Annotated in this window: 18 protein-coding genes; 8 read left to right on the top strand and 10 right to left on the bottom strand. The window is 70.1% G+C overall.

The features are described from left to right. Nucleotides 1–2 precede the first annotated feature (2 nt). On the bottom strand, nt 3–260 hold the full coding sequence (locus PCQ86_RS05145) for a YfhL family 4Fe-4S dicluster ferredoxin (protein ID WP_011804336.1): 258 nt from the start codon (nt 258–260) through the stop codon (nt 3–5). Nucleotides 261–435: 175 nt separating this feature from the next. On the opposite strand from PCQ86_RS05145, the gene PCQ86_RS05140 reads away from it, so the two are divergent. From PCQ86_RS05140 to PCQ86_RS05115, 6 genes are all read left to right on the top strand, one after another. After that, a complete protein-coding gene (locus PCQ86_RS05140; protein WP_270175012.1) occupies nt 436–1,398 on the top strand; it encodes an ABC transporter permease in 963 nt (320 codons plus the stop codon). After that, a complete protein-coding gene (locus PCQ86_RS05135; RefSeq protein WP_270175011.1) occupies nt 1,395–2,270 on the top strand; it encodes an ABC transporter permease in 876 nt (291 codons plus the stop codon). The genes PCQ86_RS05140 and PCQ86_RS05135 overlap by 4 nt, the downstream gene beginning before the upstream one ends. Continuing rightward, nucleotides 2,267–3,271, top strand: a complete 1,005-nt coding sequence (locus PCQ86_RS05130) for an ABC transporter ATP-binding protein (RefSeq protein WP_270175010.1) — start codon at nt 2,267–2,269, stop codon at nt 3,269–3,271. Before PCQ86_RS05135 ends, PCQ86_RS05130 begins: the two co-directional genes overlap by 4 nt. Further along, the gene (locus PCQ86_RS05125) at nt 3,268–4,125 is read left to right on the top strand and encodes an ATP-binding cassette domain-containing protein (RefSeq protein WP_270175009.1); all 858 of its coding nucleotides are present in this window, start codon (nt 3,268–3,270) and stop codon (nt 4,123–4,125) included. The genes PCQ86_RS05130 and PCQ86_RS05125 overlap by 4 nt, the downstream gene beginning before the upstream one ends. 98 nt (nt 4,126–4,223) lie before the next feature. After that, the gene (locus PCQ86_RS05120) at nt 4,224–5,714 is read left to right on the top strand and encodes an ABC transporter substrate-binding protein (RefSeq protein WP_011804331.1); all 1,491 of its coding nucleotides are present in this window, start codon (nt 4,224–4,226) and stop codon (nt 5,712–5,714) included. Between the two features lie 103 nt (nt 5,715–5,817). Then, nucleotides 5,818–7,221: an amidase gene (locus PCQ86_RS05115; RefSeq protein WP_270175008.1), complete on the top strand. Its 1,404-nt coding sequence runs from the start codon at nt 5,818–5,820 to the stop codon at nt 7,219–7,221. Nucleotides 7,222–7,287: 66 nt separating this feature from the next. On the opposite strand, the gene PCQ86_RS05110 is transcribed toward PCQ86_RS05115, so the two are convergent. After that, complete coding sequence (locus PCQ86_RS05110) at nt 7,288–7,944, bottom strand: LysE family translocator (RefSeq protein WP_011804329.1); 657 nt, start codon at nt 7,942–7,944, stop codon at nt 7,288–7,290. Between the two features lie 129 nt (nt 7,945–8,073). Between PCQ86_RS05110 and PCQ86_RS05105 the strand changes: the two genes are divergently transcribed. Together PCQ86_RS05105 and PCQ86_RS05100 are read left to right on the top strand one after the other, a co-directional pair. Further along, nucleotides 8,074–8,685 (top strand): hypothetical protein, encoded by a 612-nt coding sequence (locus PCQ86_RS05105; protein ID WP_252101204.1) that lies wholly within the window; start codon nt 8,074–8,076, stop codon nt 8,683–8,685. A 75-nt stretch (nt 8,686–8,760) separates the two neighbouring features. Continuing rightward, entirely contained in the window at nt 8,761–9,447 is a 687-nt protein-coding gene (locus PCQ86_RS05100; RefSeq protein WP_047349990.1) for a hypothetical protein, read from the top strand. Here the strand turns inward: PCQ86_RS05100 and PCQ86_RS05095 are convergent. The 8 genes from PCQ86_RS05095 to PCQ86_RS05060 all read right to left on the bottom strand — a co-directional run bounded on the left by PCQ86_RS05095 (nt 9,437) and on the right by PCQ86_RS05060 (nt 16,192). Further along, on the bottom strand, nt 9,437–10,255 hold the full coding sequence (locus PCQ86_RS05095) for a DUF429 domain-containing protein (RefSeq protein ID WP_172206381.1): 819 nt from the start codon (nt 10,253–10,255) through the stop codon (nt 9,437–9,439). The two genes, PCQ86_RS05100 and PCQ86_RS05095, sit on opposite strands and share 11 nt — an antisense overlap. 273 nt (nt 10,256–10,528) lie before the next feature. Continuing rightward, a complete protein-coding gene (locus tag PCQ86_RS05090) occupies nt 10,529–11,410 on the bottom strand; it encodes an EamA family transporter (protein WP_012655785.1) in 882 nt (293 codons plus the stop codon). A 220-nt stretch (nt 11,411–11,630) separates the two neighbouring features. Next, nucleotides 11,631–12,053, bottom strand: coding sequence for a BLUF domain-containing protein (locus PCQ86_RS05085; RefSeq protein ID WP_011804324.1), 423 nt, complete (start codon nt 12,051–12,053; stop codon nt 11,631–11,633). 3 nt (nt 12,054–12,056) lie between these two features. Next, a complete protein-coding gene (gene folE, locus PCQ86_RS05080) occupies nt 12,057–12,782 on the bottom strand; it encodes a GTP cyclohydrolase I (protein WP_011804323.1) in 726 nt (241 codons plus the stop codon). Between the two features lie 127 nt (nt 12,783–12,909). Beyond that, nucleotides 12,910–14,139 carry a cardiolipin synthase ClsB gene (gene clsB, locus PCQ86_RS05075; RefSeq protein WP_123675071.1) on the bottom strand — a complete coding sequence of 410 codons (1,230 nt, stop codon included), beginning with the start codon at nt 14,137–14,139 and terminating at the stop codon, nt 12,910–12,912. A 4-nt stretch (nt 14,140–14,143) separates the two neighbouring features. Beyond that, nucleotides 14,144–14,911: an endonuclease/exonuclease/phosphatase family protein gene (locus tag PCQ86_RS05070; RefSeq protein ID WP_011804321.1), complete on the bottom strand. Its 768-nt coding sequence runs from the start codon at nt 14,909–14,911 to the stop codon at nt 14,144–14,146. Beyond that, on the bottom strand, nt 14,908–15,378 hold the full coding sequence (gene nudB / locus PCQ86_RS05065) for a dihydroneopterin triphosphate diphosphatase (protein ID WP_270175007.1): 471 nt from the start codon (nt 15,376–15,378) through the stop codon (nt 14,908–14,910). Before nudB ends, PCQ86_RS05070 begins: the two co-directional genes overlap by 4 nt. Before the next feature lie 10 nt (nt 15,379–15,388). Further along, nucleotides 15,389–16,192, bottom strand: a complete 804-nt coding sequence (locus tag PCQ86_RS05060; protein ID WP_088887516.1) for a curli production assembly/transport component CsgG — start codon at nt 16,190–16,192, stop codon at nt 15,389–15,391. Nucleotides 16,193–16,240 lie beyond the last annotated feature (48 nt).

Raw genomic sequence — 16,240 nt, 5'->3', positions numbered from 1 at the left:
ATTCAGGCCACTTTTGGTGGCTTCAGGCGCTGGAACTTCTGCCACAGCGTCTCGCGGCTTTCCTGGTGGGCCGGGTGGACCGGAATGCAGGCCACGGGACAGATGGCCACGCACTGGGGCTCATCGAAATGGCCCACGCATTCGGTGCACTTGGAGGGCTCGATCTCGTAATGCTCCTGGCCCAGGAAGATGGCCTCGTTGGGGCATTCGGGCTCGCACACGTCGCAGTTGATGCACTCGTCCGTGATCATCAACGCCATGGCGCAACTCCCTTGCGGCACATGGCGTAATGCGGTGACAGGCGGGCGGTGAACAGCATCCTGCAATTATCCGCCCACCCCTGTGCCCCCGTGGGGATGGCCGCCATGCGCCCGCGGTTTTTGTCCTATGCTCGGCCCACCACCGCCCCGGCCGCGCGCCGCGGCCTTCCCTCCCATGGCCCTGTTCTTCCTCCAACGCCTCGCCACTTTGATCGCCACGCTGCTGGGCGCGTCGGCCGTGGTGTTCGTGGTGCTGGAGGTCCTGCCGGGCAACGCGGCCGAAGTGCTGCTGGGGCCTGACGCCACACCCGAGGCCGTGGCCGAGCTCGCCGCCCGGCTGGGCCTGGACCAACCCGCGCTCGTGCGGTATGGGCAGTGGCTGGGTGGACTGCTCACGGGCCAGTTGGGGGACAGCCATGCCTACAGCGCGCCCGTGGCCGACCTGATCGGCGAGCGCCTGGCGCTGACCATTCCGCTGGCCCTGCTGGCCATGCTGCTGACCACCGCGCTGGCGCTGGCCGCTGGCGTGTATGCGGCATCGCGCCACAACCGCCTGGGTGACTGGGGAGTGATGGGGCTGGCGCAACTGGGCATCGCCATTCCCAACTTCTGGTTTGCCATCCTGCTGATCCTGTTGTTTTCGGTGCAGCTGCAATGGTTCTCGGCCGGGGGCTTTCCCGGCTGGAGCGTCGAAGCCGGCGGCGGCGTGCTCCCCGCGCTGCAGGCCCTGCTGCTGCCCGCCGTGGCCCTGGCCGTGGTGCAGGCCGCCATCCTGGCGCGCATCACGCGCTCCGCCGTGCTGGACGTGCTGCGCGAGGACTTCGTGCGCACGGCGCGCGCCAAGGGGCTCTCGCAACGCGCGGCGCTGTGGGGCCATGTGCTGCGCAACGCCATGATCCCCGTGGTGACGGTGATGGGCCTGCAGTTCGCCAACCTGCTGGCCGGCACCATCGTGGTGGAGAACGTGTTCTACCTGCCCGGGCTGGGCCGGCTGATCTTCCAGTCCATCGCCAACCGCGACCTGGTGGTGGTGCGCAACTGCGTGATGCTGCTGGCGGCCATGGTGGTGGTGGTGAACTTCGTGGTGGACCTGCTGTACGCGGCCATCGACCCGCGCGTAAAGGCCCGCGGCCTATGAGCGCGCTGCCGACCTTCCCCGCGCCCCAGCCGCACACGCCGGCGTTCTGGCGCCGCGCGCTGCGCCACCCCAGCTGCGCGATCGGTGCCGTGCTCACGCTGGCGCTGGTGCTCTCCGCCCTGCTCTCCTTCGTCTGGACGCCATGGCCGCCTTATGAGATGGCGATGGATGCCGCCCTGCAGCCCCCCGGCGCGCAGCACTGGCTGGGCACCGACGCCTACGGGCGCGACGTGGCCTCGCAACTGCTCGTGGGCGCGCGCGCGTCCATCGCGGTGGGCGTGATCGCCGTGGGCATCGGCCTGGCGCTGGGCGCCGCGCTGGGGCTGCTGGCAGCGGCGCGCGGCGGCTGGGTGGAGGAAGCCGTCATGCGCCTGGCGGACTTCACCTTCGCGTTCCCCGCGCTGCTGCTGGCCATCATGCTCACGGCCGTTTTCGGCCCCGGCATGGTGAACGCCATCATCGCCATCGGCATCTTCTACATACCGACTTTTGCCCGCGTCACGCGCGCATCGGCCAAGGCGGTGTGGGCGCGTGAATACATCCTGGCGGCGCGCGCCTGCGGCAAAGGCCCATGGCGCATCACCTTCGAGCATGTGCTGCCCAACATCGCTTCCGTGCTCATCGTGCAGGCCACGATCCAGTTCGCGCTGGCGATCCTCGCCGAGGCCGCGCTTTCATATCTGGGCCTGGGCACGCAGCCCCCGCAACCGTCGTGGGGACGCATGCTGGCCGAGGCCCAGACCCTCATGTTCCAGGCGCCGCTGCTGGCCGTGTGGCCGGGCGTGGCGATTGCGCTGGCGGTGCTGGGCCTGAACCTGCTGGGCGACGGGCTGCGCGACCTGCTGGACCCCCGACTGTCCCGCCAGCGATGACACCAGCGCACGCACCTCCCTCCCCTGCGCCATTGCTGGACGTACAGCAACTGACCATCACGCTGCGCACGCCGCGCGGCCCGGTGCGCGCCGTGCATGACGTGGACTTCGCCCTGCAGCCCGGCGCCACGCTGGGCCTGATCGGTGAATCGGGCTGCGGCAAGTCCCTTACCGCGCTCGCGCTCATGGGCCTGCTGCCTGAAGGCGCGCGCGTGCAGGGCAGCATCCGCCTGGACGGGCAGGAACTGCTGCCGATGACCGAGCCCCAGTGGTGCCGGCTGCGCGGCGACCGCATCGGCATGGTGTTCCAGGAACCCATGACCGCGCTCAACCCCGTGCACACCATCGGGCGGCAGGTGGCCGAGCCGCTGCGCCTGCACCGCGGCCTGTCCGACCGGCAGGCGCGTGCCGAGGCCGTTGCGTTGCTGGAACGTGTGGGCATCGCACAGGCCGCGCAGCGGCTGGACGCCTACCCGCACCAGTTCTCGGGCGGGCAGCGCCAGCGCATCACCATCGCCATGGCGCTGGCCTGCGGGCCGCAGCTCCTGATTGCCGACGAGCCCACCACGGCGCTGGACGTGACGCTGCAACGCCAGATCCTGGAGCTGATCCAGGGTCTGGTGGCCGAGCGCGGCATGGCGCTGATCCTCATCTCGCACGACCTGGGCGTGATCGCGCAGAACGTGCAGCGCACGCTGGTGATGTATGGCGGCACGGTGGTCGAGGCCGGCCCCACGCGCGAAGTCTTCCGCACGCAGGCCCATCCCTACACCCGCGGCCTGTTCGCCGCACGCCCGCAGTGGGGCTCCGCACGCGTGCCCGGTGCACGCCTGCCCACGATCTCTGGCACCGTGCCCGACCTGGCCGATCTGCCGCCGGGCTGCCCGTTCGCTGGGCGCTGCCCGCTCACCGTGCCCGACTGCCACGCCGCCCTGCCGCCCGCCACGGCGCTGGGCCCGGGCCACATGGCGCGCTGCATACGGCTGGGGGAGAGCGTGTGAACACTATCAATTCAATAGCTGCCAGCGCTTTCCCTACAAGCGCTACAGGCCATTTTGACGCGAATGCACCCCTTTTGCGCGTACGCGGCCTGCAGCGGGACTATCCGCTGCCCCGCACACGGCCGTGGGGGCCGCGTGCGCAGGTGCAGGCGCTGCGGGGTGTGGACCTGGACATCAACACCGGCCGCAGCCTGGGCGTGGTGGGTGAATCGGGCTCGGGCAAGTCCACGCTGGCGCGCCTGGTGATGGCGCTGGACACGCCCAGCGCCGGCAGCGTGCACCTGCTGGGGCGCGACCTGCACCGGTTGCCCGCGCACGCGCTGCGCGCCGCACGGCGCGACTTCCAGATGGTGTTCCAGGATCCCTACGGCTCGCTGGACCCGCGCCAGACGGTGGAGCGCATCGTCACCGAGCCGCTGCAGGCCCTGGGAAGCGCCACACGCGCCGAACTGCGCGAGCAGGCCGCCGCCGTGCTGCAACAGGTGGGCCTGCGCGCGGGCGATGCGCACAAGTACCCGCACGAATTCTCGGGCGGCCAGCGCCAGCGCATCGCCATCGCGCGCGCGCTCATCACGCGGCCGCGCCTCATCGTGGCCGACGAGCCCGTGAGCGCGCTGGACGTGTCCGTGCAGGCCCAGGTGCTGAACCTGCTGCAGGACCTACAGGAGCGCCTGGGCGTCACTTACCTGCTCATCAGCCACGACCTGGCCGTGGTGCAGCACCTGTGCGACGAGGTGCTGGTGCTGTACGAGGGGCGCGTGGTGGAGCGCGGCGCGCCGCACACGCTGTTCAGCACGCCGCAACACCCCTACACGCAGGCGCTGGTGGCCGCGGTACCGCGCATCGCGCTCTAGCCGCACGGCGCCAGCGCGCCACGCCCGGCCGCGCCCTGTAGTAAAAAGCAGAGCACAACCCGCCGCACGCATTCCACCCGTCCAAGGAGATCCCGCCCATGTTCACCCGCCGTACCGCCCTCGCCTCCGGCGCCCTGGCCACCGCCGCGCTGGCCACGCCGCTGCACGCGCTGGCGCAAGGCAAGAAGGACGCCGTGACCCTGGCCCTCGCCCTGGAGCCGCCGGGGCTGGACCCCACGGCCGGCGCGGCGTCCTCGATTGCCGAGGTCACGCTCTACAACATTTACGAGACGCTCACCAAGATCAACCCGGACGGCAGCGTCTCGCCGCTGCTGGCCGAGAGCTGGGAGGTCTCACCCGACCTCAAGACCTACACCTTCCGCCTGCGCAAGGGCGTCACGTTTCACAACGGCGAGCCGCTCAATGCCGCGGCCGTGAAGTTCTCCTTCGACCGCGCGGGCGGCGACAAGAGCACCAACAAGGACAAGCGCAGCTTTGCCAACCTGAGCACGCAGGCGGTGGACGAGTACACCGTGGTGGTGCTCAACAAGGACATCGACCCCGACCTGCTGTTCGTGCTGGGCCAGGCCACGGCCATCATCGTGGAACCCAAGAGCGCCGCCACCAACGCCACCAAGCCTGTGGGCACGGGGCCCTACAAGCTCGCCGGCTGGAGCCGCGGCGCCTCCATCACGCTGGCCGCATGGCCGGGGTGGCGCCAGCCGTCCAGCATCCGCATCCGCCGCGCCACGTTCCGCTTCATTCCCGATGCGGCGGCGCAGGTAGCCGCGCTGCTGGCGGGCGACGTGGACGCCTTCCCGCGCGTCACGCCGCGCAGCATGGCGCAGTTCAAGAACAACCCGCGCTTTCAGGTAGTGGTGAGCGGCTCGCGCGCCAAGACCATCCTCGCGATCAACAACGCGCGCAAGCCCTTGAACGACGTGCGCGTGCGCCGCGCCATCGCCGCCGCGATCGACCGCAAGGCCATCATCCAGGGCGCGGCCGACGGCCTGGGCGTGCCCATCGGCAGTCACTACGTGCCCGGCGCCTTCGGCTACGTGGACACCACGGGCATCAATCCGCATGACGTGGAGAAGGCCAAGCGCCTGCTGGCCGAGGCCGGCGTGAAGACACCCCTCACCCTCACCATGACGCTGCCGCCGGCGCCCTACGCACGCCAGGGCGGCGAGCTGATTGCCTCACAGCTCGCCAAGGTGGGCATCGTTGCCAAGCTGCAGAACGTAGAGTGGGCCCAATGGCTCAGCGGCACCTACGGCAACAAGAACTACGACCTGACGCTGATCTCGCACGTGGAGCCTTTCGACCTGGGCAATTTCGCCAAGCCGGACTACTACTGGGGCTACCACTCGGAAAAATTCGACCAGCTGTACGAGCAGATCAAGACCGCCACCCGCCCGGCCGACCGCGCCCGCCTTCTGGGCGACGCGCAGCGCCTGCTGGCCGAGGACGCAGTGCACGCCTTCCTGTACCAGCCGCAATGGGTCACCGTGGCCCACAAGCAATTGCGCGGTCTGTGGAAGGACATGCCGGTGTTCGTCAACGACCTGTCGGCATTGCACTGGGCATAAGGAGCTGGCGCGCGGTAGCGCCAGCCCCCTCGGCACGGCCACTTCCGCCCGGGTGGAACAGCCGTTCTCTCCACACCGCCTCCGCGATGACACAAGGATCGCCATGACGCAATTGCACGAGCTGTCCGCCAGCGAACTGCTCGCCGGCTACCGCAGCCGCCAGATCTCTCCGGTAGACGCGTTGCTCGACGTGCTCAGCCACGTCGCGCGGTGGGAGCCCCACCTGCAGGCCACCTACCTGCTGCGCCCCGAGGCTGCGCTGGCCCAGGCCCGCCAGAGCGAGGCCCGCTGGCTGCGCGGCGCCCCCTGCGGCCCGCTGGACGGCGTGCCGGTCACCCTCAAGGACAACATCGCTACACAGGGCGATCCCACACCGCTGGGCACCGCGGCGCTCCCCCTGGTGCCCGCCGCGGCCGACGCACCGCCTGCAGCCCGTCTGCGCGAGGCAGGCGCGGTGCTGCTGGCCAAGACCACCATGCCCGACTACGGCATGCTGTCCTCGGGGCTGTCGAGCTTTCATCCGCTGGCGCGCAACCCCTGGGACCTGTCCAAGGGCCCGGGCGGCTCCAGCGCCGGTGCGGGCGCGGCGGCGGCGGCGGGCTACGGGCCGCTGCACGTGGGCACGGACATCGGCGGCTCGCTGCGCCTGCCGGCCAGCTGGTGCGGCATCTTCACGCTCAAGCCCAGCCTGGGCCGCATTCCCATCGATCCGCCCTACACCGGCCGCGCGGCCGGCCCCATGACGCGCGGCGTGGAGGACGCCGCGCTGATGATGCAGGTGCTGTCGCAGCCCGACGCGCGCGACAGCATGAGCCTGCCAGCACAGCCCATCGACTGGCTGCGGCTCGCGCCCGGCACGCAGCGCCTGCGCGGCCTGCGCCTGGGGCTGCTGCTGGACGCGGGCTGCGGCCTGGCTACCGATCCCGAGGTGCGCGCCGCCGTGCAGGCCGCCGCGCAGCGCCTGGCCGACGCGGGCGCCATCGTCGAGCCCATGGAGCCGTTCCTCACGCGCGCCATGCTGGACGGCATGGACCACTTCTGGCGCATGCGCTCGCACATGGACATGCGCACGCTCACCGTCGAGCAGCGGGCCAAGGTGCTGCCCTACATCCGCGCCTGGGCGGATAGCGCCGCCACGCTCAACGCGGCCCAGGTGTACGAGGCCAGCCAGCAGTTCCACGCCACGCGCGTAGCCACGGTGCGCGCCTGCGCGGGGTACGACTACGTGCTTTCGCCCGTGGCGCCCATCACCGCCTTCGCGGCCGAGCTGCCCTCGCCCACCGACGACCCGCTGCGGCCGCTGGAGCACATTGCCTTCACCGTGCCGTTCAACATGTCGGAGCAGCCGGCCGCGTCGGTCAACTGCGGCTACAGCGCCAGCGGCCTGCCCATCGGGCTGCAGATTGCCGGACAGCGCTTTGACGACCTGGGCGTACTGCAACTGGCCCACGCCTTCGAGCAGTTGCGCGGCGCGCAGCGGCCCTGGCCCGCGCCGCCCGCACCTTGAAGGCACAAGCCAAAATGGCCTCCAGCGCTTGATAGACAAGCGCTAGCAGCTATAAAAAGTGAAGTATCAGCGCTCGGCTGTGGCCAGCCGCACGGCCAGGCCCAGGAACACCAGGCCCGCCACGCGGTTGAGCATGCGCTGCGCGCGCGCCGAGCGCTGCAGCAGCGCGCCGAACGCCCCGCTGAAGCATGCGATGGCCCCGAACACCAGGAACGTGGCCAGCATGAACACCACCCCCAGCACCAGGATCTGCCGCGCCATGCCGCCGCGCGCGGGGTCGGCAAACTGCGGCAGGAAGGCCAGGAAGAAGATCAGCACCTTGGGGTTGGTCAGGTTCATCACCACACCGCGCCCCACCATGCGCAGTGCACCACCGGGCACGCGGGCGCCCGGCGCCATCGCCGCGCCCGTGGCGGGCGCCTCCTCGGGCACGCTGGCCGGCGCCCGCAACGCCCCCCAGGCCAGATAGGCCAAATAGGCGGCGCCGCAGAACTTGAGCACCGTGAACGCCACGGCCGACGCGGCAAACACGGCCGCCAGTCCCAGCGCCACGGCCGTGGTGTGCCCCACCAGCCCCAGGCACAGCCCCAGCACCACGCACATGCCCGCGCGCCAGCCGCGCTGGGCCGACTGCAGCAGCACGAACAGGTTGTCGGGCCCCGGCGTGAGCGCCAGCAGCACGGAAACACCAAAGAACGCGACAAGGGTTTCGATCGAAGGCATGGGACGGTCTGAGGGTGGGACAGAGAACCGCCGGAGCGGCGGCGCACCATTCTGCACCGCGCACACGGCGCCCGCGTGCGCAGGCACGACAATCGACGGTTTCGCCCGCTTTTCACGGACTTGTCTGCCATGGACCTTTTATTCGTGGTGGCCCTCGCGGCCACCGGCGCCTACATGCTCAACACCCAGCAGCAGCGCCGGCGCATCGTGCTGCTGGCGCAGCATCTGCAGCCCTACCAGATCGAACGGCTCATGGAGACACTGACCCAGGGCTACCTGCGCGCCATGGGCGAACAGGATCCCGAGCGCCGCCAGCAGGTGCTGAACCTGCTGGCCAGCAGCGAGGCACAGTTGAGCGAACAGTTTGAGCGCTTTGCGGCGGACTTCCGCCGCGTGCCCGCACCGCTGGCGCGCGCGAGCCGCCTGGCGCTGGGCCTGCCGTTTGCCACGCAGTTGCTGCCCGCCGCCACCTTCGACATGCGCGAGGCCATTGACGTGCACGCGCGCGGCATCGCCCGCGTGGCGCGCAACGACGCCGGCCTGTCGCCGCGCGACAAGGCCTTCACCATGACGGCCGAGCTGCTGCTGATGCAGCACACCTGCCACTGGTTCTGCAAGTCCAAGACCGTGGCATCGGCCCGCACGCTGGCGCGCCACCAGACGCCGCACGCCCAGCTGGTGGCTGCGGTTTCGCCGGAAACGCGCGCCGCCTACCTCGCCCTGACCGGCCCAGCGCGCTGAAGCGCGGCGGGCGCGGCAACTCGCGCCCCCGTCCTACCCTGCCGGCGCCGGCGCCCGGTTCCAATCAGCCAGCCCATGAATACCCTCCCCACCGACAACGATCCCGTCCAGGCCTGGATGGCGCTGGGCGTGCAAAGCGCCATCCTTGCGCGCACCATGCCCGCCGTGCGGCACGACCTGGCGGGGCCGCTGTCGGCCATGCGCATGGCGGCCACCGTGCTCAAACGCCGGCTCGGTACGGGCGAGTTGCCGCCCGCACAGGCAGTGGAGCGGGTGGAGCAGTTCGAAGGCCACCTGACCCGCCTGGCCGACAGTGCCAAGCGCCTGCGCCATTGGGACCTGCCCGCGCAGGACAGCGCTCAGCCCCTGGCGGCCGTGGCCGCCCAGACGGTTCAGCTGGCCCGGCCGCTGCTGGCCATGCGCGGCACCGACCTGCAAGCGCCCGGCCCGTTGCCCGAGACGCCCGTCGCGGCACACACCACCCTGTGCCTGCTGCTGGGCGCCCTCTATCACCTGGCGGAAGCGGGCTCCCCGCCTCCCGCACGCATCACGCTGCAGGCCGTGCAAGGCCGCAGCGGCCTGCGGGTGCAGGCGGACGGACAGGCGGACGCCGGCCTGGCGGCATTCGCGTCCCAGCCAGTCCCGCCACTGGATGCCGCTGCGCTGCTCTGCCTGGCGCGGCATGGCGGCGCGCATGTGCAATGCGGCGCAGGCTGGGTGGAGCTGGACGCGGCACCTGCACGACCAGACGTTACGCCGTGACGATCCAGCCCTCCAGCGGGTCCATGTCGGGCGGCAGGCCGTAGCGCAGGTCGCCCTGCTGCCGGCAGCGCCATGCCCATGCAGCCTGCAGCAGGCACAGCACCGCATCCAGGCGGTCGCCGCTGCCGTCGTCCAGCAGTGCCGCGCGCTGCGCGGCATCCACTGTCAGGCGCAGGCCCAGGCGGGTGTCGCCGCACTCCAGGCGGCGCAGCAGTTCCGTGCGCGCCGCGTGCCGGTCGGCCGTCTGGCGCGCACGCGCGTCGCTCTTGTAGCTGCGCCGCCCGATCAGCTCGCGCGCCAGCAGGCCGGGGTAGGCCTCCAGCGCCACGCGCCGCGGGTCCCCGGCATGCAGGCCAGGCAGGTGCACGCCGGCCTCCAGCAGCAGCGGCACGCCCGCATGCAGCATGTAGGCCACGGGTGGGTTCACCCATTTCATCGACGGGCTGGAGCCCGCGGGACGGTCCGTGGCGCGGTGGGCCAGCTTGGCGCCGGCAGGGCGCGCGGCGCAGAACGCGGCAAAGGTTTCACGCACTTGCGCGCGCGTGAGGCCGCGGTAGTGCGCGATGCTGCTCGCCCATTCGAGCGGCCAGCCGAGTCCGGTGAGCAGTTCGCGGGGCAGGCCGAAGGGCAGATCGAAGCCGCCCACCCACGCGCGCGGCGCGGCCAGCCATCGGCCGAAGGCGGCGAGCGTATCCAGCGGCTGCAGGTCTTGCAGCACCACGCTGCCGCCTTGCAGCGCGCCCAGCGCCAGCACGATGGGCTTGCGCCGGCTGGGACTGCTGGAAAAATCGCACCCTACCAGCAGCATTGCAGCCAGAGCCTGTTCACACTATTTTTGCCAGTGCGAAGGGCGTGAAAACCGCGCCAATCTAGGCGCGTGACGACGCCAAGGCCGGGGCCTTGGCTAGGAGGGCAACGACGCGTAGCGCGGTTCTCACTCCGGCCCCCTCGGGTTGCGATCAAAACGGGACATTCGCGGCGGTGCCAAGCCGCGCCGGGGTCACACCCCAGCTTCGTTTGGCGCCTTGCGCCTGGCCCCTTTTGATCGCAACGCATCTGGCAAAAACAGTGTGAACAGTCCCTAGCCCAGCGCCAGCGCCACCACGCCGGCGGCAATCAGCAGCGCCCCCGCCAGGCGCGCGGCGCGGTCGCCCTCGTCCAGCAGGTGCCCGCCGATGAGCGCCGCGAACAGCATGGAGACCTCGCGCGCCGGCGCCACGTGGGCCATGGGCGCCTCCTGCATGGCAAACAGCACCAGCACGTAGGCGATCGGGCTCACCACGGCCACCAGCAGCGCAAAGCGCCACTGCCCGGCCCACAGGCGCGCCGTCTCGGCGCGGTTGCGCAGGGCCACGGGGGCGAGCACTGCCACGCGCACGAAGTTGCCCATGTAGTCCACCAGCACGGGCGACAGCAGCATGGCCTTGACGGCGTAGCCGTCCACCACGGTATAGCTGGCGATGAAGATGCCGGTCAGCACGCCGTAGCGCAGGCCCGCGCGCACCCGCAGGCGCGCCTGGGGGTCGTGCGCCGCGCGCAACAGCCCGGGGCCGCCCGCAATCAGGAAGACGCCGCCCACCACCGCCACGATGCCCAGCACGCCCCAGGCGGACAGCCGCTCGCCCAGCAGCGTGACGGCCACCAGCGCGGTCAGCAGCGGCCCCGTGCCCCGCGCCAGGGGGTAGACCACGGTGAGGTCGGCCTTGCGGTAGCCGCGCAGCAGGATCACGTAGTACAGCACGTGCAGCACGCCGCTCAGGGCCACGATGGCCCACTCGCGCGCGCCCCACAGCGGCACGGCGTCGCGCCCAAGCCACCAGCCCAGCGGTGCCCACACCAGCATCATGAGCACCGAGGTGAAGAAGGCGAAACGCGCATCGCCGCCGGCCTTCTTGGCGGCGATGTTCCAGCCGGCGTGGATCAGGCCGGCGAGGAGGATGAGTGCGAAGGCGTTGAGCGACATGAAGGGCCCGCCGCCGCAGCGCCTCGCGGCCGGCTGCGGCGTTCAGGAGGTGGTCGGCGGCATCAGTGCGCCACGGCGGCACCGGCATGCGCCAGACGGGAGCCGCCCGGCAAGCGCCTGGACCGGCCCCACCGCCCCGCCATACTGACGGCGCCCCCGTCCCGCACGTCGCGCGGGAGTCGGGGACAGCGGCGCAAGCCGCTCAGGGGGCGGCCCACCCTCAGGCCCGGCCGATGATGCTGGCCGTGGCCATGAGTTCTTCGAGCAGCGCGAACGACACCTTGCCCGAGGCTGCATAGGGGTCGAACTCGGGCCGCTCGGAATACTTGAGCACGATGGAGTGGTTGAGCTTGGTCAGGTTGACCTGGCCCATGGTCCAGCCGCCAAAGCGGCGCTCGGTGATTTCCTCGAAGGCCAGCAATTCCACGTCCTTGTGGCGCGGGTCGCGCTGGATGTGGCCGTACAGGTCGCTGACGGCCGAGCGCCCGCCTTCGATGGCCTGCAGGAAGATGCCGCCGCCGTAGCACAGCACGCCCGTGATGCCACTGGCGGGGTTGTGCTGGCGCGACTGGGTGAGGATGGCCTCGATGGCCTCGGACGAGGTATCGACGGCGCGGCTGACGTAGAGAAGACGGACCAGCATGGGTCAGCTCCTTCGGGGAATGAGGGCCAGGAATTCGCGGCGCAGCGTGGGGTTGGTGAGGAACACCCCGCGCATCACCGAGTTGATCATCTTGCTGTCCATCTCGCGCACACCGCGCCAGGACATACAGAAGTGGCTGGCCTCCATGACGATGGCCAGCCCGTCGGGCTGGGTCTTTTCCATGATGAGGTCGGCCAGCTGCACCACGGCCTCCTCCTGGATCTGGGGACGCCCCATGACCCAGTCCACGAGGCGCGCGTACTTGGACAGACCGATCACGTTGGTGTGCTCGTTGGGCAGCACGCCGATCCAGATCTTGCCGATCACCGGGCAGAAGTGGTGGCTGCAGGCGCTGCGCACGGTGACGGGGCCGACGATCATCAGCTCGTTCAGGTGCTCGGCGTTGGGAAACTCGGTGATCGCCGGCGGCTGCACGTAGCGGCCCTTGAAGACCTCGTTGAGGTACATCTTGGCCACCCGGCGCGCCGTGGCCTGCGTGTTGTGGTCGCCCGCTGTGTCGATCACCATGCTGTCGAGGACGCCCTGCATCTTGGCCTCGACCTCGTCCAGCAGGCGCTCCAGCTCGCCGGGCTGGATGAACTCCGCGATGTTGTCGTTGGCATGGAAGCGCCGGCGCGCCGCGTTCAGCCGTTCGCGAATCTTGACGGAGACGGGCGTACCCTCGTCGGGCGCGGCGCCGCTCAGGGGTGCTGGGGGTTCTGAAGACATGGCGGCATGGTACCAGCGAATGCCGATCCAGGCTTTATAAGCCTTTTATGCCTCTAGCGCTTATGGGACAAGCGCCAGCAGCTATCGAAACAATAGCAATATTTTCCCACCGGCAGGGGCGCGGCATTCAGTAGCGGTTGCCCGTCACCCACAGGGCCGCGCGCATGATGCCGAAGGCGATGCGGTCCAGCGCGCGCTCGCGCCAGGGGCGTTCGGCGTAGCGCTGCGGGTCAAGCCGGCGGCCCTCGTGGGCCATGGCGTGGCGCAGCCGCTTGCGCAGGTCCTGGGCAAAGGGGGCGTCGCGCACGATCACATTGGCCTCGCGCGCCAGCAGCAGCGACAGCGGGTCCAGGTTGGACGAGCCCACCGTGGCCCAGGCGCGGCGGCTGTCCGCGTCGATCACCGCCACCTTGGCGTGCAGGAAGCTGGGCGCGTATTCATGAATCTCCACGCCCGCCGCCAGCAGCGTGCCGTACACCGGCCGCGCTGCGTGGTATTGCATGAAGTATTCGTACCGCCCCTGCAGCAGCAGCTGTACGCGCACGCCGCGCCGCGCCGCCAGCACCAGCGCGCGGCGCAGCTTGCCACCGGGCACGAAGTAGGCGTTGGCGATGATGACCTCATGCCGCGCGCGGGCAATGGCGCGCAGGTAGGCGCGCTCGATGCGTGCACGGTTGCGCACGTTGTCGCGCAGCACCAGCTCGGCGCGCATGCCCCGCGCACGGCTCTCGGCGCGCCGCGCCGCCAGGCGTGCGGCGCTGGCGGCGCGCAGGTCGGCCAGCGCCAGCGACAGGCGGCGCTGGCGCACGTCGCGCACCGCGCGCATGCGCCACCACAGTTGCTCCATGGTCTCGCTGGCCTGCTGCACCAGGCTGCCCTCGGCGCGCACGGCAAAGTCAAAGCGCGGCGCGGTGAGCGCGCCGTGGTTGGGGTCGTGGAAGTCGTCCAGCACGTTGATGCCGCCGCAGAACAGCACGCAGCCATCCACCACGCACAGCTTGCGGTGCAGCCGGCGCCAGCGCATCGGCAGCAGCAGGCCCAGCGGGCCGAGCGGCGAATACACCTGCACGTGCACGCCGGCCTGCACCATGCGGGTGCGCCAAGGCTCGGGCAGCCGCCCCGTGCCCACGCCGTCCAGCGCCAGGTGCACGCGCACGCCGCGCCGGGCTGCGCGCATCAGCGCCTCGGCCACGTCGGCGCCCGCGCCAGTGCAGTCAAAGATGTAGGTCTCGAACTGGATATCGGACAGCGCCGCATCCATCTCGGCGATCAGCGCCGGGAACAACTCCTGCGTGCCCTGCAGCAGCTGGATCTGGTGGTCTCGGCCGGTAGCGTGCGCGCGCGTGGGGGCGACCATGGAGTCAGAGCTTGAACTCTGCGATCAGCGGCAAATGGTCCGACATGCGCCACCAGATCCGCCCACGTGGCACCTGCAGCCCCAGCGGGGTGAGGCCCCGCACGTACACATGGTCCAGCTGCACCATGGGCAGGCGGGCGGGGTAGGTGAAGGCCTGGGGCGCATCGTCGTACTCGAAGAGCCCGAAGCCCGCAAGCATGCGCTTGATCTGCAGCCCCCAGTCGTTGAAGTCACCCGCAACGACCAGCGGGGCATCCTCGGGCACCTCGCGCGCGATGAAGCGCTGCAGCTGCGCCACCTGGCGGATGCGGCTGCCGGGCACCAGGCCCAGGTGCACCACGATGGCATGCACCCGGCGGCCCTGTATCTCCACTTCCACATGCAGCAGGCCGCGCTGCTCGAAGCGATGGTCGGAGATGTCCTCGTGCTGGTGGCCGATCACCGGCCAGCGCGTGAGCAGCGCGTTGCCGTGCTCTCCGTGGCGCGTGAAGGCATTGGTGCGGTAGATGGCTTCGTAACCTTCGGGGGCCAGGTACTCGGCCTGCGGCACATGGGGCCAACGCTCGAAGTAGCTGGCCTCCTTGCGGTTCATCCTGCGCACCTCCTGCAGACAGACGATGTCTGCATCGAGCTGCTCGACCGCCAGGCCCAGATTGTGGATCTCCAGCCGGCGCGCGGGGCCCAGCCCCTGCACACCCTTGTGGATGTTATAGGTCGCTACGCGCAGGATGCCGGAATGCTCGGCAGGCAGTTCGATCGGTGTTGCGGTCATCGTCCAACGAATCGTGGCAGCCAGAGTATGGCCTCGGCATTGGAAGGCGAGTAGCAGCGGTCTGCGGCTTCGCGCCAGCCCATCCAAGCATATGCCGTGTGTTCGCGCGGATTCAAGGCCACTGGCGTCTGCGCCGGCACGCACAGGCCGAAGACACGCTCGGTATTCAGGCAGACACCCGGCGCGTAGCGGTGCCGCCATTGCGGGTAGATGCTGTAGATGTTCTCCATGCCCCAGTCGCGCAGCGCGCAGCACGCAGCGGCGGCCTGGATGCCGGTTTCCTCCGCCGCCTCGCGCGCGGCGGTGACGGCCCAGTCCTCGCCCGCAAAATCCTTGCTGCCGGTGACCGATTGCCAGAAATCTTCGGCCGAGTCGGCACGGCGCAGCAGCAGCACGTCCAGCGCAGGCGTATGCACCACCACCAGCACGGATTCGGGAATTTTGTACATGGCGCCGTCCCTTTGCATGCGCGCTGCGCTAGCGGCTCGGCACCGGCGGCGGCAGGGGCTTGGCTTGCAGCGCCCGCACCTGCTCCACCAGGGCGTTGTGCGTATCCAAGAAGGCGGCGGCAACCACCTTCGCTTCGTTGGTGTTGCTCCAACCTGCCCCGGATGCGCCCCCCAGCCGCCCGATCATGATGCCGCCGATGCCCAGATCGGTGGTGCGGGCCGCGCCCGTGGCGGCAGCCACCTGTTCGGTGGTTTCGTTGTCCGACAGCAGTAGCGCCGTCTGCGCCTCCTTGAACTTCACCTGCTCGGCCAGGCCGATCAGGCCGGCCAGGTCGCGCAGCACCGGAATCATGCCCATGATGCCCGCCAGGCCGCGCCCGGCATCGCTTTCGCTGAAGGTCAGGCTGGGAGTGAGCGTGTACTGCGCCTCATAGCCGCGCCCCTTGGCCACGGTTGAGTTGGGGCGCAGCACGCCGGATTCACGCAACTCGCTCTCCTGTACCGTACCACGCAGCCCCGCGCCACGATCCATCACGCGAAAGCAGCCGCTTTGTTGCACCATGAGCTTGATCAGCGGCACGGGCGAGGTGGGCAGGTTGTAACCACCCGTGGCATAGCCGTGGGGACTCTCGGCCAGCGCCACGGTGGCCACGGGGCTGTCGCAGCGCAGCAGCTCGCGCGCGGCGTTGCGCGGGCCCTGGGGCCCGGCCGAGCCAGTGACCACCGAACCGCCTTCGCCCAGCTCGGTTTTCTTCTCGCCGCAAGCCGATACCCCCAGCGCCACGCACAGCAGCAAACCGGTATGGGACAGCCGTCGAAACAGCATGCGCATGGTCTCCCTCCAAGAGCTTGTGGACACGTTATGGCAAACAAAAACGGC

Origin of the sequence: Diaphorobacter sp. ED-3 (genome assembly GCF_027625375.1) — a bacterium.
In the GTDB taxonomy this organism is placed as follows: Bacteria; Pseudomonadota; Gammaproteobacteria; order Burkholderiales; family Burkholderiaceae_C; genus Diaphorobacter; species Diaphorobacter nitroreducens.
Note: the sequence above shows the minus strand (reverse complement) of the source record. Positions and strands in the feature narration are given on the sequence as shown.